The sequence below is a fragment of the Streptomyces sp. NPDC096046 genome (assembly GCF_040303285.1).
In the GTDB taxonomy this organism is placed as follows: domain Bacteria; phylum Actinomycetota; class Actinomycetes; order Streptomycetales; family Streptomycetaceae; genus Streptomyces.
Genome location: NZ_JBEOSZ010000031.1, coordinates 1 through 23062, shown reverse-complemented (window position 1 = coordinate 23062; position 23062 = coordinate 1). Strand labels below are relative to the sequence as shown.

Annotated in this window: 14 protein-coding genes and 1 pseudogene; 6 read left to right on the top strand and 9 right to left on the bottom strand. The window is 72.7% G+C overall.

Annotated features, from left to right (window positions below):
• Positions 1-15 precede the first annotated feature (15 nt).
• The gene (locus ABTX62_RS24710; RefSeq protein WP_352118238.1) at positions 16-504 is read right to left on the bottom strand and encodes a hypothetical protein; all 489 of its coding nucleotides are present in this window, start codon (positions 502-504) and stop codon (positions 16-18) included.
• Positions 505-580: 76 nt separating this feature from the next.
• On the bottom strand, positions 581-2464 hold the full coding sequence (locus ABTX62_RS24705; RefSeq protein WP_352118288.1) for an ABC transporter ATP-binding protein: 1884 nt from the start codon (positions 2462-2464) through the stop codon (positions 581-583).
• Positions 2465-2763: 299 nt separating this feature from the next.
• Between ABTX62_RS24705 and ABTX62_RS24700 the strand changes: the two genes are divergently transcribed.
• Together ABTX62_RS24700 and ABTX62_RS24695 are read left to right on the top strand one after the other, a co-directional pair.
• Positions 2764-3663, top strand: coding sequence for a lysylphosphatidylglycerol synthase transmembrane domain-containing protein (locus ABTX62_RS24700; RefSeq protein WP_352118287.1), 900 nt, complete (start codon positions 2764-2766; stop codon positions 3661-3663).
• Between the two features lie 264 nt (positions 3664-3927).
• Entirely contained in the window at positions 3928-5025 is a 1098-nt protein-coding gene (locus ABTX62_RS24695) for a mechanosensitive ion channel family protein (RefSeq protein WP_352118237.1), read from the top strand.
• 13 nt (positions 5026-5038) lie between these two features.
• On the opposite strand, the gene ABTX62_RS24690 is transcribed toward ABTX62_RS24695, so the two are convergent.
• Positions 5039-6583: a M1 family metallopeptidase gene (locus ABTX62_RS24690; RefSeq protein WP_352118236.1), complete on the bottom strand. Its 1545-nt coding sequence runs from the start codon at positions 6581-6583 to the stop codon at positions 5039-5041.
• Between the two features lie 187 nt (positions 6584-6770).
• Between ABTX62_RS24690 and ABTX62_RS24685 the strand changes: the two genes are divergently transcribed.
• On the top strand, positions 6771-8990 hold the full coding sequence (locus ABTX62_RS24685) for an NADP-dependent isocitrate dehydrogenase (protein WP_352118235.1): 2220 nt from the start codon (positions 6771-6773) through the stop codon (positions 8988-8990).
• Positions 8991-9157: 167 nt separating this feature from the next.
• Here ABTX62_RS24685 and ABTX62_RS24680 read toward each other — a convergent pair whose 3' ends face one another.
• The gene (locus ABTX62_RS24680) at positions 9158-10813 is read right to left on the bottom strand and encodes an ABC transporter substrate-binding protein (RefSeq protein ID WP_352118234.1); all 1656 of its coding nucleotides are present in this window, start codon (positions 10811-10813) and stop codon (positions 9158-9160) included.
• Between the two features lie 5 nt (positions 10814-10818).
• A complete protein-coding gene (locus tag ABTX62_RS24675; protein WP_352118233.1) occupies positions 10819-12984 on the bottom strand; it encodes an amino acid adenylation domain-containing protein in 2166 nt (721 codons plus the stop codon).
• A 480-nt stretch (positions 12985-13464) separates the two neighbouring features.
• On the opposite strand from ABTX62_RS24675, the gene ABTX62_RS24670 reads away from it, so the two are divergent.
• Positions 13465-14253: an N-formylglutamate amidohydrolase gene (locus ABTX62_RS24670; RefSeq protein ID WP_352118232.1), complete on the top strand. Its 789-nt coding sequence runs from the start codon at positions 13465-13467 to the stop codon at positions 14251-14253.
• A gap of 212 nt (positions 14254-14465) precedes the next feature.
• Here the strand turns inward: ABTX62_RS24670 and ABTX62_RS24665 are convergent, their stop codons facing one another.
• The 3 genes from ABTX62_RS24665 to ABTX62_RS24655 form a co-directional block, all read right to left on the bottom strand.
• On the bottom strand, positions 14466-15056 hold the full coding sequence (locus ABTX62_RS24665; protein ID WP_502998006.1) for a hypothetical protein: 591 nt from the start codon (positions 15054-15056) through the stop codon (positions 14466-14468).
• Positions 15053-15628, bottom strand: a complete 576-nt coding sequence (locus tag ABTX62_RS24660; RefSeq protein ID WP_352118231.1) for an RNA polymerase sigma factor — start codon at positions 15626-15628, stop codon at positions 15053-15055. The genes ABTX62_RS24665 and ABTX62_RS24660 overlap by 4 nt, the downstream gene beginning before the upstream one ends.
• A gap of 62 nt (positions 15629-15690) precedes the next feature.
• Positions 15691-17121, bottom strand: coding sequence for a S8/S53 family peptidase (locus ABTX62_RS24655; protein ID WP_352118230.1), 1431 nt, complete (start codon positions 17119-17121; stop codon positions 15691-15693).
• Positions 17122-17291: 170 nt separating this feature from the next.
• On the opposite strand from ABTX62_RS24655, the gene ABTX62_RS24650 reads away from it, so the two are divergent.
• Complete coding sequence (locus tag ABTX62_RS24650; protein WP_352118285.1) at positions 17292-19859, top strand: CHAT domain-containing protein; 2568 nt, start codon at positions 17292-17294, stop codon at positions 19857-19859.
• A 42-nt stretch (positions 19860-19901) separates the two neighbouring features.
• Here ABTX62_RS24650 and ABTX62_RS24645 read toward each other — a convergent pair whose 3' ends face one another.
• The gene (locus ABTX62_RS24645; protein ID WP_352118229.1) at positions 19902-21623 is read right to left on the bottom strand and encodes a LuxR family transcriptional regulator AbsR2; all 1722 of its coding nucleotides are present in this window, start codon (positions 21621-21623) and stop codon (positions 19902-19904) included.
• A gap of 99 nt (positions 21624-21722) precedes the next feature.
• Here ABTX62_RS24645 and absR1 point away from each other — a divergent pair.
• Positions 21723-22806, top strand: a pseudogene (absR1, locus tag ABTX62_RS24640) (beta-glucuronidase AbsR1).
• Positions 22807-23062 lie beyond the last annotated feature (256 nt).

Below are 23062 nucleotides of genomic sequence, written 5' to 3'. Positions count from 1 at the left end.
CGGTCCGCGGTGACGTCAGGAGGCGTTCGCGCGCGGGCCGACGCCGGTCAGCTTCCGGACGGTGCCGCCGAGCTTCGCGCGGAGCGGCTCCAGCATCGCGGGCTTGGCGCTGACCACCCAGCGCGTGCCGACCAGGTAGGTGCCCCCGTACACGCGGGCCGCTTCCAGCCAGGTCTCCTTGAATTTCTCCTCGGGGAAGGTGGTGATGAGGTAGGTGCCCTTCTCGGTGCGGCACACGCCCTCACGCAGTTCGTCCGCCTCGGTGCGGATCTTCGCCTTGCAGCCGGTCAGACCGGCGATGACCTCGACCTTCGCCGGCGCGACCACCCCGGCGGCGGGTGCCGCCGACACGCTCGGCGGCACCGCCGCCCCGCGGTCTTCACCGCCGCCGCAGGCCGTGCCGAGGGCGAACACGGCCAGGACCCCGGCCGTGGCGGCGGCGTGCCGCCGGGCGCGGGACGGGGTCCGCCGGGTGGATCGTACGTGCGGTCGCTGCTGGAACACTTCGCCTCTCCGGGTGCGGCTGTCGGCAGGAGTACTCGACGGGAGTACGGACAGGTCCGGGCAGGTGTTCACCGCTCTAGGCGGCCTCCTCCACCGCCGTCGCCCGTGCCCCCTCGAACTGGGTGCGGTACAGCTCCGCGTACCGCTTCCCCGCCGCCAGGAGTTCCTCGTGCGTGCCCCGTTCCACGATCCGGCCGGCCTCGACGACCAGGATCTGGTCGGCCGCGCGGACGGTGGACAGGCGGTGGGCGATCACGACCGCCGTGCGGCCCGCGAGGGCTTCGGCGAGGGCTTCCTGGACGGCCGCCTCGGAGGTGTTGTCGAGGTGGGCGGTGGCCTCGTCGAGGATGACGACGCGCTGGCGGGCCAGCAGCAGCCGGGCGATGGTCATGCGCTGGCGTTCGCCGCCGGAGAGGCGGTAGCCGCGTTCGCCGACGACGGTGTCGAGGCCGTCGGGCAGGGACCGCACGAGGTCGTCGAGGCGGGCCCGGTGCAGGGCGTCCCACACTTCCTCGTCCGTGGCCTCGGGGCGGGCGAGCAGGAGGTTGGCGCGGACGGTGTCGTGGAAGAGGTGGCCGTCCTGGGTGACCATGCCGAGGGTCTGCCGCAGCGACCGCGCCGTGAGGTCGCGGACGTCGACGCCGCCGACGCGCACGGCTCCCCCGTCGGTGTCGTACAGGCGCGGCATCAGCTGCGCGATGGTGGACTTGCCCGCGCCGGAGGAGCCGACGAGCGCCACGGTCCGGCCGGGTTCGGCGCGGAAGGACAGGCCGTGCAGGACCTCGTCGCCACCTCGCTTGTCCAGGGACGCGACCTCCTCCAGGGAGGCCAGGGAGACCTTGTCGGCCGCGGGGTAGCCGAAGCGGACGTTCTCGAACTCGACCGCCACGGGACCGTCGGGCACCGGGCGCGCGTCCGGCTTCTCCTCGATGAGCGGCCTGAGGTCGAGCACCTCGAAGACACGCTCGAAGCTGACCAGGGCGCTCATCACCTCGACGCGCGCCCCGGCGAGCGCGGTCAGCGGCGCGTACAGCCGGGTCAGGAGCAGCGCGAGCGACACGACCGCGCCCGGTTCCAGCGAGCCGCGCAGGGCGAACCAGCCGCCGAGGCCGTAGACCAGGGCCAGGGCGAGAGCGGAGACCAGCGTGAGGGCGGTGATGAAGGCGGCCTGGGCGGTCGCCGTCCGGATCCCGATGTCCGCGACCCGGCGGGCTCGTGCGGCGAACTCCTCCGACTCCTGCTCCGGCCGCCCGAAGAGTTTGACCAGGGTGGCGCCGGGGGCCGAGAAGCGCTCGGTCATGCGGGTGCCCATCGCCGCGTTCAGCGTCGCCGCCTCCCGCTGCATCCGGGCCATCCTGCTGCCCATGCGCCGCGCCGGGATCACGAACACCGGCAGCAGCACCAGCGCGAGCAGGGTGATCTGCCAGGACAGCGTGAGCATCACCGCGAGGGTGAGCAGCAGGGTGACGAGGTTGCTGACCACTCCGGAGAGGGTGTTGCTGAAGGCGCGCTGGGCGCCGATGACGTCGTTGTTGAGCCGGGAGACGAGGGCGCCCGTACGAGTGCGTGTGAAGAACGCGATCGGCATGCGCTGCACATGGTCGAAGACGGCGGTCCGCAGATCGAGGATGAGATTCTCCCCGAGCGTCGCGGACAGTCTCCGGCCGAGGATGCCCAGCGCCGCCTCCGCCACCGCGATCAGCGCGATGAGCAGGGCGAGGCGTACGACCCTGCCCTCGTCGCCGCCCGACACGATCGTGTCCACGACCCACCCGGCCAGGACGGGGGTCGCCACGGCGAGCAGGGCGGTGCCCACGCCGAGCAGGACGAAGAGGGTGATGCGGCGCCGGTGCGGGCGGGCGAACGCGCCGATGCGGCGCAGGGTCGCCAGGGCGAAGGGGCGGCGCTCCCGTTCGGCGTTCATGACGCTGTGCAGCTGTGTCCACGCTGTGGTCTCCATGCTCATGGGGAAGACCGTAGAACCTCAAGCATCATTGAGGTCAAGGAGCTCGCCTATCGCCCCGGCATCCCGCACAATCGGCCCGATCCCGCTCTTCTCCGTCCCTCCGCGCAAAGGCCTCGATGACGCTCCCCACACAGCCGCATCCCGCGCGCCATACCCAGTCCCCACTTACGCAACCCGGAGTTGGCCCGGCCTGGACAGCCTCTGGTGATGTGACAGCGGTACAGCTCCCCGAACTCCCCCCGGGACGGCTCCCCCGTCGCGTCCCGGTCCGCCGCCTGCGGCAGATCCTGTGTCTGCTCCCACTCCTGCTCGTCACCGTGGTCGCGGTGCAGCACCGGTCCGTGCTGGCCGCGGGTTTCGCTCATCTGGGCACCGCCCAGTGGCCCTGGCTGCTGGCCGCGGCCGGGGCGACCTGTCTGACCTGGGTGGCCGCCGCCTGCACCCGGCAGGGCGCGGTGGTCGAACGACTGCCCCGGCAGCGGCTGCTGGCCACGCAGTTCGCGGCGGGCGCGGCCAACCACCTGCTGCCGACCGGGCTGGGCGCGAGCGCGGTCAACCTGCGGTTCATGACGGTGTGCGGGCTGCCGCTCGCCCGCTCCTCGGCCGCCCTCGCTCTGTATCTGCTGGCCGAGAGCATCGGCCGGCTGGCGTTGCTGGGTGCCCTGCTCATCGCGTTCCCCGACGCGCTGCGCCTGGGCGCGCTGATGCCGGAGACGGCGTTCGGCCCGCTGCTGGCAGGTGTCGCCGTGGTGCTCGTGATCGCCGCGTCCGTGCTCGGCCTCGTACGGCGGCTGCGCTCGGCCCTGGTGTCCTTCCTGCGGACGGCGCTCGGTGAGGCGCGCTCGGTGCACAGGCGTCCGGCGCGGGCCCTGGCGCTGTGGGGCGGGGCCTTCGCCTTCCCGGCGCTGCAGGCCTCCGTCCTGGTGCTGGTGGGGCGGGCGCTGGGGCTGGACGTGCCGGTCGCGCACATGGCGGTGGCCTATCTGGCGGCGACCGTGGCCGTCGCCCTGGTGCCGACGCCCGGCGGCATCGGCTCGGTCGAGGCGGCGCTCGTCATGGCGCTGGTGGCCACGGGCGGCCCGGCCGCGGTGGCCACGGCCGTGGTCCTGGCCTTCCGGGTCATCACCGTCTGGCTCCCCCTGGCGCCGGGCGCGCTGACCCTGGCGGCGCTGGTGCGGCTGAAGGTGATCTGACCCGGGTGGCGCGCCGGCTCGGTCACGCGGCAGGAGCGCGCGTGACCGTGCGTCATGTGCGCTGACTCACCCTCCGCTCACCCCCGTCCGCGGTACGGAACCCCGTGCGGGATACGGCAGGATGAACGATCGTGCCGACCGCGGGTCAGGGTGGTCGGGCACCTTCGTGCATCCCGGAAAACGAGCAGGTGACGACGTGACGAGACTTCACATCCGGCCGTTGGCGGCGGCGTGCGCCGCAGTTCCCCGCACCGGGGGTGACCGGTGAACCGGGACCTCACCGTGGACGATCTGCTGTTCGCCGGCATCGCCCTCGCCTCGGGTCTGCTGGCGGCGTTCGCGCTGCGTGTCCTGCTGCGCTGGCTGGGCGGGCACGCCGACCGGACGCGCTGGAGCGGGGACGACGTCATCGTGCACGCGCTGCGGGCCGTGGTGCCCTGGGCGGCGGTCGTGGGCGGCGTGGCGGGCGCGGCGGCCGTGCTGCCGCTGACCCGCACCGTGCAGCACACCACCAACCAGGTGCTCACCGTGCTGCTCATCTTCGTGGCGACGGTGTCGGCGGCCCGGGTGGTGGCCGGACTGGTGCGCACGGTCACCCAGTCCCGCTCCGGGGTCGCCGGCTCGGCCACGATCTTCGTCAACATCACCCGGATCCTGGTCCTGGCGATCGGCTTCCTGGTGGTGCTCCAGACCCTGGGCATCTCCATAGCCCCGCTGCTCACCGCCCTGGGTGTCGGCGGTCTGGCGGTCGCGCTGGCGCTCCAGGACACCCTCGCCAATCTCTTCGCGGGCATCCACATCCTCGCCTCCAAGACCGTCCAGCCCGGTGACTACATCAAGCTCAGCAGCGGCGAGGAAGGCTACGTCGAGGACATCAACTGGCGGCAGACGACCATCCGCAATCTGTCCAACAACCTCATCGTGCTCCCCAACGGTCAGCTCGCGCAGGCGAACATGACCAACTTCATGCGCCCGGAGGAGCAGCTGACCATCCTGCTCCAGGTCGGGGTCGCCTACGACAGCGATCTGGAGCACGTGGAGCGGGTGACCAACGAGGTCATCGCCGAGACGATGACCGAGGTCGAGGGCGCGGTGCCGGACCACGAGCCGATCATCCGGTTCCACACCTTCGGCGACTCCCGGATCGGCTTCACCGTCATCCTGGGCGTCGGCGAGTTCAGCGACCAGTACCGGATCAAGCACGAGTTCATCAAGCGCCTGCACAAGCGCTACCGCGCGGAGGGCATCCGCATCCCCGCCCCGGCCCGGACGGTGGCCTTGCAGCAGGGTCCGGTCGGCATCCCGCAGCAGCGGACCGGCGAGATCGAACCGGGCGGGCTGAGCCACGCCCGGTTCGACTGAGGCGCTCCGTCCCCTACAGCGTCGCGGAGTTGTCGTGGTGCCCGCTGTCCCTCCGGTCGCGCGGCGCCGAAGGGGACGGCGCGACCGGCGTCACGGTCCAGTCCGGGTGGCCCGGCATCCGCGGCGTCCTCGTGCCGTACAGCCACTCCCGCAGGAAACCGGTCAGGTCCTGGCCGGAGACTTCCGAGGCGACGGCGATGTAGTCCTCCGTGGAGGCCGAGGAGTCGCGGTGGCGCGCGAGGAAGGCGCGCTCGACGGCGTTGAAGGCGGCCTCGCCGATCTGCTGCCGCAGCGCGTAGAGGACGAGGACGCCGCCGAGGTAGCGCTGGCTGTCGAACAGGTTGGACGCGTGGGGTGCGGCGACCGGCCCGGAGGTCTGGCGCCACCGGTCGCCGAGGGCATAGGTGTCCTTCATCCGGGCTTCCATGGTCGTCATGCCCTTGGAGTCGGGCCAGCCGCGCTCGTAGCGGTACAGCAGTCCGTAGAAGTCGGCGTGGCCCTCGTTCAGCCACAGGTCGGCCCAGGTGGCGGGGCTGACGCTGTTGCCGAAGTAGGAGTGGACCAGCTCGTGCATCATGTGCGAGCCGATCTTGCTCTCCTCCTGGAGGAGGTAGTTCGGCTTGTAGATCGTGAGGGTCTGGGTCTCCAGACCGGTGAAGTCGAAGGCGTCCGGGGCGTCGCTGTTGCAGGGCAGCAGGCCGTACGTCTCGAAGGGGTACGCGCCGAGCCGCTGCTCGGCCCACTCCACCAGGGCCGGGGTGAGCGCCAGGGCGGGTTCCAGGGCGGCGGCCCGAGCGACGGGGACGACGTCCCGCAGCGGCAGGCCGTGCGGTCCCTGCCGGTCTTTGATCACGTAGTCGCCGACGGTGATCTGCACCACCTCGGTCGCGATCGGCGAGCGGGAGCGGTACGTGTACGCGGTCCGGCCACCGGCCAGCTGCTCGGTGCGCTCCAGCCGGCCGCTCGCGACGCCCCGCAGCCCGGCGGGCACGGTGAGGCGGAAGGTGAAGTCGGCCTTGTCGGAGGGGTGGTCGTTGCAGGGGAAGACGGTGTGCGCCAGGTCCGGCTGGCAGCAGACCGCGAAGCCGTCCGGGGTGGCCACCCAGCCGCCGGCGGGCGGCGGGATCCGGCGCGGGTCGGCGCCGTAGGTCACGCACACCGTGACCCGGGCCCTCGCCGCGAGCCGGCGGGCCGGGGTGACCCGCAGCTTCCCGGCCACCTGCTCGAAGGCGGCCGTGCGGCCGCCGACCCGTACGGAGCGGATGTCCAGGCCGAGCGCGTCCAGGGAGAAGCGGCTCAGGGCCTGGGTGGTGCGGATGCGCAGGGTCGCGGACGCCTCGACGAGCCGGGTCGTGGCGTCGTACGCGAAGTCGAGGTGGTAGGCCGAGACGCGGTATCCGCCATTGCCCAGGGCGGGATAGACGGGGTCGCCGAGGGTCTCGGAGCCCCGGTCGGCGCCCGTCCTGCCGGCCGCCCGGGCCGGGACCCCCGTGGTCAGTGCCGCCGCCGTGCCGATGAGGGCGATCGCCGGGGCCGTCACTCTGGTGCGATATCTCATGGTCCGCTTTCGCTCGGACGGCCGGGTGGTCAGATCCGGCCGTGGCCTGGAGTGAGTGATCCCTCTCCAGGACATGGGAACGAGCCGATCGGTTGCACGAAACTGGACGCGGACCCCTGTCGAGACGAGGTCGATCACGAGATATCTTGATGTCGAGCAATGTTGCAGACGTGGAGCGGAGCACCCGGTGACTGACTCGACCATCATCTATACGCACACTGACGAGGCCCCCGCCCTGGCGACGTATTCCTTCCTGCCGGTGGTCCGGGCTTACGCGTCACAGGCGGGTGTCCCGGTGGAGACCCGCGACATCTCGCTGGCCGGACGCATCATCGCCCTGTTCCCGGAGTACCTGACCGAGGACCAGCGCATCCCGGACGCCCTCGCCGAGCTCGGTGAGCTGGCCAAGACGCCCGCCGCCAACATCATCAAGCTGCCGAACATCTCTGCGTCCATCCCGCAGCTCAAGGCCGCCGTCGCCGAGCTGCAGGGCCAGGGCTACGCGCTGCCGGACTACCCGGACGACCCGAAGACCGACGAGGAGCGCGAGATCCGCGCCCGCTACGACAAGGTCAAGGGTTCCGCCGTGAACCCGGTCCTGCGTGAGGGCAACTCCGACCGGCGCGCCCCCGCCTCGGTCAAGAACTACGCCAAGTCCCACCCGCACCGCATGGGCGCCTGGACCGCCGAGTCGAAGACGAACGTGGCGACCATGGGACAGAACGACTTCCGCTCCACCGAGAAGTCCGTCGTGATCGCCGAGGACGGCGCGCTGCGCATCGAGCTCGTCGGCGACGACGGCACCACCACGGTGCTGCGCGAGTCCGTACCCGTGCTCGCCGGTGAGGTCGTCGACGCCTCCGTGATGCGCGTCGCCGCGCTGCGCGAGTTCCTGACCGCCCAGGTCGCCAAGGCCAAGGCCGAGGGCGTGCTGTTCTCGGTGCATCTGAAGGCCACGATGATGAAGGTCTCCGACCCGATCGTCTTCGGCCACGTGGTGCGCGCCTTCTTCCCGAAGACGTTCGCCCGGTACGGCGACAAGCTCGCCGCGGCCGGCCTCACCCCGAACGACGGTCTGGGCGGCATCTACAAGGGCCTGGAGGCCCTGCCGGAGGGTGCCGAGATCAAGGCCTCCTTCGACGCCGAGCTCGCCGAGGGCCCGGAGCTGGCGATGGTCGACTCCGACAAGGGCATCTCGAACCTGCACGTCCCCTCGGACGTCATCGTCGACGCTTCCATGCCGGCCATGATCCGCACCTCGGGCCACATGTGGGGCCCCGACGGTCAGGAGCACGACACCCTCGCGGTCCTGCCGGACTCCTCCTACGCGGGCGTCTACCAGGCCGTGATCGACGACTGCCGGGCCAACGGCGCCTACGACCCGTCCACCATGGGCTCGGTGCCGAACGTCGGTCTGATGGCGCAGAAGGCCGAGGAGTACGGCAGCCACGACAAGACCTTCGAGATCGCCACCACGGGCACGGTCCGCCTGGTCGACCAGAACGGCACCGCGCTCATCGAGCAGAGCGTCTCGGCCGGCGACATCTTCCGCGCCTGCCAGACCAAGGACGCGCCGATCAAGGACTGGGTGAAGCTGGCCGTCACCCGCGCCCGCGCCACCGGCGACCCGGCCGTGTTCTGGCTGGACGAGACCCGGGCGCACGACGCCAACCTGATCGCCAAGGTCCACACCTACCTCGCGGACCACGACACCGAGGGCCTGGACATCCGGATCCTCAACCCGGTCGAGGCGACGAAGCTGTCGGTGGAGCGCATCCGCCGCGGCGAGAACACGATCTCCGTCACCGGCAACGTCCTGCGCGACTACCTGACGGACCTGTTCCCGATCCTGGAGCTGGGCACCAGCGCCAAGATGCTGTCGGTCGTCCCGCTGATGGCGGGCGGCGGCCTGTTCGAGACGGGTGCCGGCGGCTCGGCGCCGAAGCACGTGCAGCAGCTGGTCAAGGAGAACTATCTGCGCTGGGACTCCCTGGGTGAGTTCTTCGCCCTGGTTCCGTCCCTCGAGCAGTTCGCGAAGGTCACGGGCAACGCCCGCGCCCAGGTCCTGGCCGACACCCTGGACCGCGCCACGGCGACCTTCCTCAACGAGGACAAGTCCCCGACCCGTCGCGTCGGCGGCATCGACAACCGCGGCAGCCACTTCTACCTGTCCCTGTACTGGGCGCAGGAGCTGGCCGGGCAGACCGAGGACGCGGACCTGGCGAAGGCCTTCGCCCCGCTCGCCGAGACGCTCGCCGCCAACGAGCAGAAGATCGTCGACGAGCTGAACGCCGTCCAGGGCAAGCCCGTCGAGATCGGCGGCTACTACCAGCCCGACCCGGAGAAGGCGGCGGCGGCCATGCGCCCGTCCTCCACGTGGAACGAGGCCCTGGCGTCCCTGAGCTGACGCCCCGGGCCGTATCGGGCCCCCGGCTCCGCCCCGGCCGGCACCACGCCCGGCCGGGGCGGAGCCGTCTCCGCCCTCACCACTCCCGGGTGGCGATCGGCTGTGACCACGGGGTCCTCGGCCCTCTGTGCAGGGGTTCGGCCGCTACTCCGGCACAGCGGCGGCCTTCAGCGTGTGCTGCTCGGAATCACGCAGTTCTTCGGCTGTTCCCGGCCGGCGGGCCAGCCGATGCCGACGAACTTCAGCGTGCCGCGGCCCGCCCGCCCCGGGTCCAGTTCGACCACGGCGACCGGCTTGTCGTACGGATTTCCGCCGCTGGTGAGGCAGATCAGACCGCTCGTTCCCTTCACCCGGTGCCGCGACTGCAGCTTGGACCACTCCGTGCCGACGTCCCTCAGGCCGGGTACCTGCTCGGCGGCGTCGCCCTGTACCTCGTGCAGGGCGGTGCCGATGGTGAGGAGACCGTCGTAGACGAGCATCGTCCGGGAGTCTTCGAGGTTCGGGACGGAGCCGAGATCGGTCCCCTCCTGGAGGGTGGCCTCGATGAGCTTGTTCAGGTCGTCCAGGGCCGCCTTCGGTTCGGTGAGGTACTGAGGGAGCTCGTCGGCGGTGGGCTCGCGGTCGTGGCTCGCGTTCCACCTCTTCTTCCATGCTTTGAGCTCGGTGCTCCAGGCGGCCGGGTGCGCGGGGGCGGCGTACTGCACCGTCACCTTCGCTTCGCCGCCCGTGCCGCGCAGCTGCGCCCAGTCCTTCTCCGACATGCCCTGCCGCAGCGAGGCGGCGTCGGAGCCGCTGATGATCGTGTAGTGCCGGTTCCCGCAGGGCTGTTGGGCGAGTTTGAGCGCGAATATCCGCAAGTGCAGTGTGCGGCCCGCGAAGTAGACGGTGTCGGCCGGCGAGTCACAGATGTTGTTGGCGATCTGGGTGAACTGATTGCCGGTCGACCCCGCCTCGTAGATCCCCGGGGACTCGAAGGGCATTGCGGCGGGCCCGGCCGGGCCGGCCTCCTTGATGCCCCGGAACGCGTCCGCCAGCGACTCGTCGTAGGCGTCCTGGCGGGTGTCGAAGACCATGACCGTTCGGGCGTCCTGCCGCCCGCGTTCACCGTTGAAGTCGGCCAGGGCCTTCGCCGCGCCGTTGTTGGTGGGGATGATCCGGGCCAGACCGGGGAATCGCTGCTTCGCCGCGCCGTCCGCGCCGTCCTCGTTCGCGATCCGGTCGCCGCTGATCCGGGAGGCGAGCACTGGGATCCCGTGCTTCGTCAGGCGTTCGACGGCCTTCTCCGTGGCGTCAAGGCTGAGGTTGAAGCCCGTGACGGCGCGCAGCCGGTCCTTCGACGAGCCGGCCATGCCGATCAGGGTGTCCACGACCTCGTTCTGCTGCCCGTAGTTCCGTCCTGGGTTGGCCAGAACCAGCCGGATCCTGGGCAGTTCGCCCTCACCCGCGTTGGCCTGCCGCTGCCCCAGGTACGCGCCCTGGAGGTCGCTGCGCATCTGCCGGCGCAGTGTCGGCTGGTCCGACTGGAGCGGCAGCATCATCGCCACGGTGACATGGGGCTGCTGGGCGATCCGGTCGTTCTCCTTCTTGATGGCCCGGGCCACGGCCCGGATCTCGCGTGTGCCGAAGTCGTATCCCTCGCCGTTGACACCGATGCACTCGTCGTCGATCCGCTCGACGCCGCCGGCGCAGGTATCGGGTTTCTGGGCGGCGGATCCGCCGTACACGACGGCGGCCACGAGCACCGCCAGGCCGAGCAGCGCGTAGAGGATCTGCCGCCACCTGGGCAGCCCCGTCCATCTGGGTCTCGACAGCCGACTGGGCATCCCCGTTACCTCCGTCGCCCGAGCTGATCGGTGCAGGAACAGCGAAGCAGTGGCCGCTGGTTCGCCGCCAGGCCGCTCCACTCGGTGGCCGTCGGGCCGAGATCCCCGGCGCCGTCGAACTCCATGATCGACAGACGCTCCAGCAGGCCGGCCAGCGTGCGGGCCATCTCACTCCCGGTCGGCCTGGTCCGCTCCTCGCACAGCCACACCGCGTGCAGCAACTGGTCGACGGTGCGGCGCAGCGCGGGTCCCTCCATGGACACCAGACCCTGGGCGCGCGCACGGCGGGCGTCCGCGCCGCCCGGATACGGAGCCTGCGCGATCTCCAGCAGCTCCGCGCACCACTCCCGGGGGCGGCCGGGCAGCGTGGCGGCGAGGTGGCGGACCACGTCGTCCGCGCCGCCCGAGACCAGGTGGTGGTTCATCCGGTGCGCTGTGAGGGAACGGAACGCCTCGCCGCTCGCCGCCCCGTCGTCCGCCGAGCGCAGGGCGTAGTGGTCGCGCAGCAGATGGTGGTCGGCGTGCCAGGCGGCGCCGTCGGGGCGCAGCCCGTAGAGCCGGTGCACGAGCAGCTGACGCAGCCCGAAGTCCCCGATGAAGTGCCGTTCACAGCCGGGCCACCCGGTCTCGGTGAGCAGCTTGGCGATCTGATGCGCTGTCAGAAGGGTGACACGGTGTGCCTGATGGTGGAGCAGCAGGACGTCTGCGCATTCCGTGTCGTGGGCCACCGACAGATGGGTGAGCAGATCGAGCCACTGGTCACGGTGCTCGTCCGGCAGCCCTACCGGCAGTTGGTCCAGGATCAGCTCCTCGAGCAGTACGTCCGTCACCGGCCGTTCGGCGGCGCCGTCCGGGTGGCGCAGCGGGGCGTCGAGGAGGTCCCGGTCGTTGGCGTCCGCCGGCATCCGGAAGGTGGCGGCTGCTGCGGCCAGCCGGATCACCGTGTGCGGACGCCCGCCGCTCAGCCGGGCCACGGCGGCGACGACACGGCGGCGGTTCGCGCCGCTCTCCGGCTCCGTGCGCCGCTGTCTTCGCAGGGTCTCGTCGCGGAGCTGGTCACCGGTGAGAAAGGGCATCCGCAGCAGGAGCACTCCGTCGGCCAACGGCGCCTGGTCCGGTTGCGGGCCCGTGTTCCGGGACCATGTGGCCGGGATTCCGTCGGCGGGCCGGTACTCCGCCGGGTACCCCGCGTCCTCGGGCGACAGCCCTCCGTACAGGAAGGCGCCGCCGTCCTCCCGGCGGGCCGTGCCCACGATCACCACGCGGTCGCGCTGTCCCTCCCGCCGGTCGGTGAGCACGGCCCGCAACAATCGCTCTCCCAGCGGCGAGTCGGCGTGGTCCAGGAGCAGCGCGGGGCGGCCGACGCGGCTCAGCCAGCCGACCGTGCCCTCGTACGCCGCCTCGATGTCCTCGCGCAGCGCCCGGAAGAGGAAGCGCTCCGCCACCTCCCGTGCCTCGGCCCCGGCCTTGAAGTCCGTGGCGAGATCGAGCAGCCCGTGCTCCGGCTGGTGGCCCGCGGTGGGATAGGCGCCGTAGATCCGCGTCAGTTCCCTCCTGCCCTTGGGCGCCGCGTTCGCGAACAGGGCCTCCAGCACGGCGCCGGCCACCGAGGCGCCGTATGCGCCGAGCAACTGTCCGGCGAGGGTGTTCAGCAGATTGCGGATGACTCCGATGAGCACGTTCCGCCAGAACCCACCGGTCGCCAGTCCGCGCAGGCCCTGCTGCTGGGGCAGGTTCTCGTAGCGTTCGACTTCCGTCCTGACCGCTTCGGGGCTGCGATCCGCGGCGCCGGTCGCGATCATCGCGAGGCCTGCGAAGAACCGCGGAAAGACGAAGGGGCCGCCCGTCCCCTGCCATGCGCGCAGCCGCCCGGCGACGTCGACCAGGGCCTCGGTGGTTTCCGAGCGGGCGCCCGGTTCAGGCCCCGCGTCGTCCTCGTACGCCCGTGACGCGCAGTCCAGGTAGATCACCGGCACTTTGGCGGCGAAGCGGTCGCGCACCGACCGCAGCAGCCGCCCCTTGCCCATCCCCGGGCCGCCGGTGAGCAGCACGACGGGAAGGTCTGGTCCGTACAACAGCTTGCTGCCACCGCCCGAGGGCGTGCGCCCGAGCAGGCGCGCGAAGAAACCTTCCTCTTCGAGAAGTCTCTCGAACCCCAGATCCTCACCCACGGATCCCCCATGGAGACTCTCCCGCCCGGGAGCGGATGATCGACGTTACGGAGGGAGATCAGTGGAACACGAAACGCTCGCTGGGACAACGTCCGTACGGCGAAAGGATGTTGGCGATGAAGCGCGCCCAGGCGCAAGGACTGCCCGAACTAATGGTTCCGGTTCGGCTTGGATGTCGGCGCCGGTCGTGATCGTGTCCCTTGCCTGTCGGACACGGAGCAGCGGGGGGCCGGGCATGACAGACAGCGAGCATGGGCCGGACACGTTCGAGGCCCGGCTACAGCGGCAGGCGCTGCACCTGCGCCGGGCTGAGGGCAGAACGCGGTGGCCCGTCCCTGCGCCGGACCGGGAAGCGGGCGGAGTCGACCGGCAACGGGACACTGTCTGCACACCGCCGACCTGCTGACTGGCGTCTTCACGCTCTCAAGGATCCTCAAGGAACGTCATCCACCAACCGACAACGCCCCCCGGAGCCCCCTCGTGACCGACGTCCAGCCCTCCTTCGAGCTGCTGCCCGGCGACCGGCAGTCGCCCGTGATCCTCCATGTTCCGCACTCCGCGCGGGAGATACCGGACGACGTACGGGCGGGCATCGTGCTGGACGACGGGGAGCTGGCGCGGGAGCTGGACCACATCACCGACGCCCACACCGCGCGGATCGCCGGGGCGGCGGCGGAGCGGGCGGGGGTCCCACCGTGGCGGTTCGTCAATCGGCTGTCGCGGCTGGTCGTCGATCCGGAGCGGTTTCCGGACGAGCGGGAGGAGATGCTCGCCGTCGGGATGGGAGCGGTCTACACACGGACCACGCACGGCCGGGTGCTGCGACCCGAGGACATCGACGCCACGCCCCTCGTCGAGCGGTACTTCGAGCCGTACGCGCGGGCGATGACGCGGGCGGTGGCGGACCGGCTGGAGGCCACCGGCCGGGCCGTGATCATCGACGTGCACTCCTACCCGAGCCGGAAGCTGCCGTACGAACTGCACGGGGAGGGGCCGCGCCCACCGGTCTGCCTCGGTACCGACTCCTTCCACACGCCTCCCGCGCTGCTCGCCGCGGCCCGGGAGGCGTTCGGGGAGACGGAGCTCGACACGCCGTTCGGCGGGACCTACGTCCCGTTGGAGTTCCACTGCAAGCGGCCCGAGGTGAGCGCGCTCATGGTGGAGCTCCGCCGGGACACCTACATGACCGAGCCGGGCGGTCCCCCCGGGCCCGGCCTGGAGCGACTCGCCGCCGCGCTGACCGGACTCGTCGACGCCGTGTCCCGCTGATCGGGCCGGAACCGGGCGCCCAGGTGTGCTGTCCGGACAGCACACCCAGAGGGCTTCTGATGGATCTACGTGGAAGAAGGAGCGGCGTTCGGTGCGTGCGATCGGCGTGCGCCGTGAACGGTCATGTGGCGGAGCCACCTGTCCGTTCACGGCGTGCGGCGAGCGTGCGTGCCGGGCGTCGTGACGCCGCGGAGATCCATCACAGAAGCCCCCTAGGCCCGCAGCCACTCCGTCACCACCACGTCCCCGCCGGTGCGCAACCGGAGGGCGAACGGGCCGGACAGCGGCACGTCGCCCGTGAAGCGGCCCAGGTCGTCGGCCGTGAGCGGGGAACCGGGCCGCGGTCCGCCGAGGATCTCGATACTGGCCGGCTGCGGCGGCAGCACCTGGCCCATCAGCCCCTGCGCGGTCACCTCGACGTCGACGGTCACCTCTCCCGCCCGGAAGGTCAGCATCCGGGGCGTGTCGGTGACGCCCCGGACGGGGAGGGCGTCGACCAGCGAGTCGAAGGTCAGCTCGGCCACGTGCGCGTCGAGGTCGTGCAGCGCGTAGGCGTCGACCGCGATCTGCTGGAGCTCCGCCGGCACCGGGTCGAGGACGGCGGCGGCCTGCCGCAGCTCCTCCTCCAGCATCCCGGCGGCGAACTCCTGCCCCCCCAGGTTCTGTTCGCCGGACGGGTCGTCGTCGTACAGGTCGTCGTCGTACAGGTCGTGGTCGTACAAGCCGTCGTCGAACCGGCCGTCGTCATAGCGGCTCTCGTCGTGCCGGGCGCCCTCGTACCGGTCGCCGTTCATGTCGCTCATATCGCCCCCCGTGCCTCCAGCCGGGCCCGCAGACGCCGCAGACAGCGCTGGCGCAGCGGCCCGATGCTGCCCACCGCGATCCCGAGCGCGGCGGACACGTCCTGATAGCTGGGCGGTGGCGTGGCCATCAGCACGCGCAGCAACTGCCTGCACCGCTCGCCCAGTTCCTCGAACTCCTGCCACAGCCGCCGGACGCGTTCACTCTGCGCGGCGGCCTCCTCCGAGTCGAGCAGCGACTGTTCCGGCGTGCCGTCCTCGCTGACCCGGTCCAGCAGCCGCGGATCGTCCGTCAGGGTCAGCCGCTGGGCACTCCGGATGACCTTGAGGCACTCGTGGCGCGCGGTGCTGGCCAGCCAGGCGCCCGCCTTGCCGGGCTCCCGGAGCCGGCCGAGGTGCTGGGCGAAGCGGAACCAGGCCGTCTGGTAGACCTCGTGGGCGTCGGCGTCGGAGAGCCGGTGGGCCCGGACGACGGACCAGACGAGCGGGCTCAGCCCTTCCACGAGTGCCTTCCAGGCCGCCGCGTCACCGTCGGCGGCTGCCCGGACGAGCGCGCCGGCATCAGTACGGTCCACGGCAGCCCCACCCCTCGCATACGGCACGTCATCGTACGCCGTGGAGGGGGCGGCCCCGGCCCTCACAGCGCGGGGCCGAGGCGCACGACCGGGACCGGGCGCCAGGTGGGCGGACGCAGCGCCGGGACCTGCGCGCCGCGCACCTGCGCGAACCCCGCCTCGGCGGCCAGCAGTTGCCGCCGGGCCGCGCGCGGGTCGGTCTCCTTGTGCGCCGTCATGTGGGCGGCGACCAGGCCGGCGGTCACGGGGGTGGCGAAGGAGGTGCCGCTCCACTGCGCGTACCCCTCGAACATCACCTGGTCCGGCTTGGCGGCGTCGCCCTCGTCGCTCAGCACGCCGCTGTGGCGGGGGTGCTGGCAGGTGCAGCCGTAGGAGAAGCCGTAGCGGCAGGCGTCGTACGTGGAGTGCTGGTACACGTACGGGACGGGTGCCTCGAAGCCGGTGAGGGCACTGGTGAGGCGCTCTCCCGGGGCGTAGACCTTCACCCAGGGGCCGTGGTTGGAGAAGCAGGCGCCGGACTCGCCGTCGCTGCGCAGGGCGCCGACCGACAGCACGGAGTCCTCCCAGCCGGGCAGATCGGCGTAGGCGGCGGGCCAGAAGGGCGCGGCACTGGCGTTGTTGCCGGCGGCGGCGACCAGCAGGGTGCGCTGCTCGCGCAGTTCCCGCATGAAGTTCTCGACGCCGAGCAGGCCGTCGGTGCGGCCGTTGGAGGTCCCGGCGGAGAGGCTGAGCACGTCGGGCCAGCCGCCCGCGTCGACGGCCTCGAAGAGCTTCTCGCCGAACTCGGACTCCAGGACGGCACCCGCGTCGTTGAGGCTGCCGCGCACGGTGATGTCGGTGTTGGGCGCGACGGCGGCGACGAGCCCGGCGATGAACGTGCCGTGGCCGACGTACTGCTGGAGGACGCCCCGGTCGTCGCATTCCCGGACCTGGGCGTCGCCGCCGGTGTGGGCGAGCAGGCCGCAGGAGCGGTAGTCGTGCGTGAGGCCGGTGTCGACGACGAGGACGCCGACGGCGGTGTCCGGGTCGTGGGGCGTGTCGGCGGCGGCCGGGTTGGGCGGCTCGCTGAGCGGGGCGGGGACGGGTTCGTCGCCGGGGCAGGCGTTGACCGCGATGTGCACGACGTGGTTGCGGGCGACCATCCGGCGCCCGGCTCGGGACTCGTGCTCCCGGACGGAGCGCAGGGCGCTTGCGACGGCGCGGTCGGTGTCCCGGCGGCCCTCCCCGGGGTCGCCGACGCGGATGCGGGTGATGCCGCTGCGGTTGGCCTGCGGGCCCGCCCGGCGGATCTGCTCCTGGTCGAGGTCGGGTGCGACCGTGAAGTGGGCCCGTACCGTGTCCTCGACGATCCGGGCCTCCTCGCCGTCGCGGACGAGGACCACACCCTTCTCGTACATGAACTCCGCCGAGTCCTCCGGGCCCATCGCCAGGGGGACGTCCGGCATCGAGCGCTGGATCTGGTCGAACTGCTCGTGGAATCGCTGAGGTGCCATGGCGGGTCCTCCCGTTGGTGCGACGGCGTGGGCCGGTGCCGCTGAGCGGTCGTCAGCATGAGCCGCTTCGCCGTTCCTTGATACAGCGCGACACCTGTGGGGTGCACTCCGGGGCCACTACCATCCGAGGAGTGACAGCGGGAAGCGACTCGGTTACGGAACTGCTGCCGATGGTGTTCGCCGACCCGGGCGAGGCTCTCGCCAGGGCCCGGGCGCTGCTCGACACCGACCCCTCCCCGCTTGAGGCCTCCGTCGCCCACCAGGTCATCGGTATCTGGCAGCGGGACTTCGGTGACCTGCGGCTCGCACTGCGCCATCTGCGGCGCGCCCGGGAGTGCGCGGCACGCGTGGACTCCGCCGACCGGGAGGCGGACGTGCTGGCCACCCTGGGCGTGGCGCTGGTGCACGCGGGCCGCACCCGGGAGGGTCTTGCGGCGTTCGAACGGGGTGTGGCGCGCGGCGGCGGGCACACCAGGGCGCGGGTGCTGTACCGGCGGGCGTACGTGTGGTGGGTGCTGGGTCACCATCGCGAGGCGCTGGAGGACGTGCGCCGGGCGGTGCCGGTGCTGCGGCAGGCAGAGGACGTGATCTGGACGGCGCGGGCGCTGACCCTGCGGGCCACCGTGCATCTGGCCCTGGGATCGGTGGAGCGGGCGGAGGCGGACTTCACCGCGGCGGAGGCACTGTGGGACACCACCGGCCAGGAGCACGACAAGGCCGACGCGGTGGAGAGCCGGGGCCTGGCCGCGTACCGGTCGGGGGACGTGCCGGTGGCGCTGCGGCTGCTGGACGAGGCGGAGGATCGGTACGCCCGGCTCGGCACGCCGACGTTCATGCTGAACATCCGGCGCTGCGAGGTGCTGATGGCGGCCGGGCTGGCGCCCGAGGCGCTGGCCGAGGCGGACGCGGCGATCAGCAGACTGGACGGGATCGGCGGGCAGTCCACCCGCAAGGCGGAGCTGCTGCTGGCCGCCGCACGGGCCGCGAGACTGGCCGGAGACGCACACACGGCGATCGCCCGCTCGGCCCTCGCGGTACGGCTGTTCGCCGGGCAGCGGCGCACCTGGTGGGAGACGCACGCCCGGCTGGTACTGATCGAGGCACGGCACGCGGCCGGACGCGGCTCGGGGCGGCTGGTCGCCGACGCCGCCGCGGTGGCGGGGAAGCTGGCCTCCTTCGGCGCTCCGGCCGCACCGGAGGCGTCGCTGCTCGCGGGCCGGATCGCGCTGGACCTGGGCTGGACGGCCGACGCGGAGCGGCACTTGGCCGTGGCCGCGCACAGCCGGCGCAGCGGTCCCCCGCTGGCGCGGCTGACGGGCTGGGCGGCGCAGGCGCTGCGGGCTCAGGCCGCCGGGTCGGCCCGGGGCGTGCTGGAGGCCTGCCGGCGGGGACTGGACGTGCTGGACGACCACCGGATGACGCTGGGTGCCTCGGAGCTGCGGGCGCGTGCCACCGAACAGGGCGCGGAACTGGCGGCGTTGGCGCAGCGGGCGAGCCTGGTCTCCGGCGGGCCGCGGCGGCTGCTGGTGTGGAGCGAGCGCTGGCGGGCCACGGCGCTGTCCACCCCGCCGACGCGGCCGCCCGCCGACCCGGAGCTGCTCAGCGGCATGACCGCCTTTCGTGAGATCGCCTCGCGTGCGGAGGCCGCCCGGATGGAGGGCCGGCCGGTCCCGGCACTGGAGCGCGAACAGCGGCGCCTGGAGCGGGAGATCCGCTCCCGAACCCTGCACATACGGGGCGAGGCGCTCGGGGAGGGGGCCCGGTTCGACGTCGGCCGGCTGCTGGAGCACCTGGGTGGCGAGGTGCTGCTGGTGGAACTCGCCGTCCTCGGCGGCCGGGTGCAGGTGCTGCTGTGCGGGCGGGGACGGGTGCGCCGGTTCGAGGCCGGGCTGCTCGCCGAGGCGGAGACCGAGGCCGAACACGTCCAGGCGGGGCTGCGGCGGCTGGCCCATCCCGGGGCGGAGGCCCGGCTCCCGGTGGTGGAGGCGGCGGGGCGGCGGCTGGAGGAACTGCTCCTCGGACCGGCCGCGGCGCACCTGGGCGGCGGTCCGGTGGTGATCGTGCCGCCGGGGCGGCTGCACCGGGTGCCGTGGGCGCTCTTGCCCTCGCTGCGGGAGCGGGTGCTCAGCGTGTCGCCCTCGGCGGGCAGTTGGCTGCGGGCCCGGGAGACGGCGCCGCCCGCGGACGGCTGCCCTGTGCTGGTGCGCGGTCCTGGCCTGGCGACCGGTGGCGCCGAGGTGCCCGAGCTGGCCGGCCGGTACGGGTGCGCCACCGTACTGGAGGATGACGAGGCGCGGGTGCCGCGCGTGCTGGAGGAGCTGGACGGGGCGGCCCTGGCGCACATCGCCGCGCACGGCACGTTCCGCGCGGACAGTCCGCTGTTCTCCTCCCTGCGGATGGCCGACGGGCCGATCGTCGTGCACGACTTCGAGCGGCTGAACCGCAGTCCCTACCGGATCATCCTGTCCTGCTGCGACACCGCCCGGCTCGCCTCGGTCGGTGCCGACGAGCTGCTGGGCCTGGTCACGGCGTTGCTGCCGCTGGGCACGGCCGGGGTGGTGGCGTGCAGCGCGCCGGTGAACGACGCCGCCGTGGTGCCGCTGATGCTCGCGCTGCACAAGGGCCTCGACGCCGGGCTGTCCCTGGCGGAGGCGCTGCGCGACGCCCGGGCCGCCCTGCCGGGCGACGCGCTGCACCAGGCCACGGGCTGGGCGTTCTCGGCGTTCGGGGCGGCCTGACCCGTCCCCTGTCCGGGTCAGGCCGCCGGTCGTGGTGCCGGCTCAGGCCGGTTGCGCCTCCGGCGTGCGCTCCAGCCACGGCAGGGCGCCCCGGTCGCTCGCGCCGAGCCGTGCGTAGGCGCTGTACAGATGGTTGCCGACGGTGCGGATCGACAGGGTGAGGCGTTCGGCGATCTGCCGGTTGGTCAGGCCGGCCGCGGCGAGGGCGACGATCTGCCGCTGGCGGGCGGTGAGTTCCCCGAGGACCAGCCCGGACAGTGCCGGGGTGCGGGCGCCCTGGCAGCGCCGGGCCAGGGCGACGGCCCGGGTGCGGGAACGCCGGGCGGCGCGCGGGTCGTGGTGGGCGGCCACGGCCTGGGCGTACGCCTCGGCGGCGAACAGCAGGAAGCCCCGCCGCTCCAGTTCCCCGGCCACCTCGTCCAGGTCCGGTCCGTCGGCGCGGGTAAGGGCGTCGGCGTGCCGGGCGAAGACGCCGTCGAGCCGGTCGATGACCTTCTCCGGGGCGCCGAGGCGCACGGCGTCGTAGGGGTCGACGACGGCCGCCGGGTCCAGGTCGCCCGGACCGTTCACGGCCGCCGCCGCGCAGGCGAGTTCCGTCCGGCACGCCGGGTCCCCGGGGGCGCCCCGCAGGCCTTCCCGGGCCCAGGCCGCCGCCTCTCCCACCTCCCCGCGCAGCCGCGCGAACCGGGCGCGCACCGCGGCGTACCGGCCGGGCAGCGGGCCGCCCTCGGCGACCGTCCACTCCCCCACCGGTGTGGGCATCGCCCGTACGTCGTGCTGGTCGATCCGGTGGGCCAGGGCTGCCGCTTCGGCGTCGAGGGCGGCGACGTGCGCGTGGGGAGCCGGGGTCAGCCGCCGCGCCCTCAGCCGGCCCGCCGCGGCCCGGAGCACCGGTCCGTACAGCGGGTGGGCGAGCCGGACGGCGCCGTGCTCGTCGACCTCGATCAGGCCGTCGGACTCCAGGACTTCGAGGGCGTCGAGGTCCAGGTCGTCCAGGTCCGACGGCAGGGGTTCGGCGAAGGCGAGGCGGTCGAGGGCCTCTCGTTCGAGGGGGCGGTCGCGGCCGAGGACGGCTGCGGTGCGCTCCCGCACGGCCGGGGTCAGCGGAACCGGGCCCCGCCAGGCCCGTTCGCCGGTGTCCGGGACGGGCGTCAGCAGCCCGCGCACCGCCGTCAGCAGGTCGCGCAGCAGCCGCAGATCGCCCTGGCTCAGGCGGCGCAGCCGGTTGACGGTGAGCGCGTCGAGAGGGCCGGCGCCGGCGGTGAGGAGCCGGCCGGTCTCCTCCTCGGGCAGCGGCTTCAGCGCGAGCCGGGGCAGGAGTTCACCGGTCCACAGCCGGGCGATCGCGCCGGGCACCGGGCTGCCGTCCGTGGCGACGACCAGCAGCCGGGTGCGCCCGTGCACGGCCAGTTGGTGGACCAGGGCGGCGGAGGCGTCGTCGAGAAGGTGCGCGTCGTCCACCAGCAGCGTGCGGATGCCGGAGAGCGACCGGACCGCGCGGTGCAGGGTGACCGACTCGGGCAGCAGATGGGCGAACGCGGCGAAGGGGATGGTCCGGCTCTCGGGCGTACCGGCCGCCCGGGCCCGGTCGGTGCCGCGGACCGCCTCCACGGCGAGGCGCGTCTTGCCGCAGCCCGCCGGGCCCGTCACCACGATGCCGCGCCGCACACCGGTCAACGACCGGCGGACCAGCTCCAGTTCGTCATCCCGCCCGGCGAACGGCCAGGGCGGCTCCAGCGTCGTCGCGTGCCTCTCGTAGGTCATCACACAGGTATGAGCGCGGCTACTCACTTCTGATACAGGGTGACTTGAGTAGCCCCCGACTCAGGCCCCCGGGACGGGCCGCAGGGCAGGCTGTGACCCATGACCGCACGCTACTGCTCGCTGGCACAGGCGCCGGCGCCCGCCTTCGCACCGGGGCTGGCGGCCGAGCGGCTGAGCGCACTCACGAGCGGGCGGCGGATGTGGGTCAACGGCACCGTTCTGCACTACTGGTTCTTCGACGGCGACACCGACGCCTCCGTCATCCCCGTGCCGGGGAGGGGGATGACGCGGCGGGTGTCGTGGGCCGGTGCCGAGGAGCAGCGGGACGTGGTGCGCGCGGGTTTCCGGGAGTGGCAGGACCTGGGCATCGGGATCACGTTCGCCGAGGCGGACGACCGCTCGGAGGCCGAACTGCGCATCGGGTTCCAGGCCGGCGACGGCTCCTGGTCCGCGGTGGGCCGGGCGGCACTGCCGGTCGGCCGGCCCGAACGCACCATGAACTTCGGCTGGGACCTGACCGCGCCGGGGGGACGTGCGACGGCCCTGCACCAGATCGGGCACGCGCTCGGCCTGCTGCACGAGCACCAGGGCCCGTTCGCCGGCATCCACTGGGACGACGAGGCCGTGTACGCCGAGCTGGCGGGCCCGCCCCACCACTGGAGCCGGGAGCGGACGCACTACAACATCCTGCGCAGGCTCGGCCCCGACGAGGTGGACCACCGTCTGGGACCCGCAGTCGATCATGGAGTTCCCGTTCCCGTCGGGGCTGATCCTGGAACCGGAGCAGTACCGCGGTGGCCTGCATCCGCCCGGCACCCTGTCCGCCGCCGACAAGGAGGCGGTGCTGCCCTGGTATCCGCCGGCGCATCCGCGGGGTGCGCCCGCGCTGGTGCCGTTCCGTTCGGCACCCCTCGGGCTCGGCGCGGGCGAACAGGCGGACTTCGTGATCGACCCGCCCGAGACCCGCACGTACACGCTGGGCACCTTCGGCGACTGCGACGCCGTCGTCGTGGTCTTCGAGGAGCGGGACGGGCAACCCCGCTGTCTCGCCGGACAGGACGACGGGGGAACTCCGCACAACGCCACGATCGGCGCCCGGCTCGTCAAGGGCCGCCGCTACCCCGTCCGCGTACGCCTGTACTCCGCCTGGGGTTCCGGCGAGACGGCGGTGATGTGCTGGTGACGGCACTGATGCGCCGCGCGGACACCTGAGCCGCAGTCCGGCACCGGGGGAGCGGTCGAGGACGTCGCCCATGGGGGTGGGCGACGTCCTCGACCACGCCACACGCGCCGGTGGGCGGGAAGCCGAGGGCACGGCCACGCGGCGGATTCAGGCCCGGGGCCAGGGGGCTTCTGATGGATCTACGTGGAAGAAGGAGCGGCGTTCGGTGCGTGCGATCGGCGTGCGCCGTGAACGGTCATGTGGCGGAGCCACCTGT

Bases quoted from the DNA above. Each gene is read 5' to 3' on its own strand.
- ABTX62_RS24655 (WP_352118230.1), bottom strand. From the start codon at position 17,121: ATGGCACCTCAGCGATTCCACGAGCAGTTCGACCAGATCCAGCGCTCG.
- ABTX62_RS24690 (WP_352118236.1), bottom strand. From the start codon at position 6,583: ATGAGATATCGCACCAGAGTGACGGCCCCGGCGATCGCCCTCATCGGC.
- ABTX62_RS24705 (WP_352118288.1), bottom strand. From the start codon at position 2,464: ATGGAGACCACAGCGTGGACACAGCTGCACAGCGTCATGAACGCCGAA.
- ABTX62_RS24650 (WP_352118285.1), top strand. From the start codon at position 17,292: ATGGTGTTCGCCGACCCGGGCGAGGCTCTCGCCAGGGCCCGGGCGCTG.
- ABTX62_RS24645 (WP_352118229.1), bottom strand. From the start codon at position 21,623: ATGACCTACGAGAGGCACGCGACGACGCTGGAGCCGCCCTGGCCGTTC.
- ABTX62_RS24665 (WP_502998006.1), bottom strand. From the start codon at position 15,056: ATGAGCGACATGAACGGCGACCGGTACGAGGGCGCCCGGCACGACGAG.
- ABTX62_RS24680 (WP_352118234.1), bottom strand. From the start codon at position 10,813: ATGCCCAGTCGGCTGTCGAGACCCAGATGGACGGGGCTGCCCAGGTGG.